Here is a 268-nt window from a genome sequence, read left to right as displayed (position 1 = left end):
AAACGATTGAAAAGTTAGGGCTTAAGCAGGTTAGCGATGATTCAGCTATCGAAGCAGTAATTGAGCAAATTTTAAATGCCAATGCTGATAAGGTTGCAGAGTATAAAAGCGGGAAGGATAAGCTCTTTGGTTTCTTTGTAGGGCAGACTATGAAAGAATGTAAGGGAGCCTTTAATCCTAACAAGGTCAATGAAATTTTAAAAGCAAAGTTGGGCTGATGAGCAAAATTGCAATCATCGGCGCAGGAAAATGGGGCAGTGCTTTATAT

The 268-nt window shown here is 39.2% G+C and carries 1 pseudogene; it reads left to right on the top strand.

What is annotated here, in order from left to right:
• Nucleotides 1–218, top strand: a pseudogene (gatB, locus tag ELQ11_RS09790) (Asp-tRNA(Asn)/Glu-tRNA(Gln) amidotransferase GatCAB subunit B); the annotation flags it as partial.
• Between the last annotated feature and the right edge of the window lie 50 nt (nt 219–268).

Source organism: Campylobacter sp. US50a (genome assembly GCF_004379015.1).
In the GTDB taxonomy this organism is placed as follows: Bacteria; Campylobacterota; Campylobacteria; order Campylobacterales; family Campylobacteraceae; genus Campylobacter_D; species Campylobacter_D jejuni.
The sequence above is the reverse complement of the archived record's forward strand: the minus strand, read 5'-3'. Positions and strand labels throughout refer to the sequence as shown.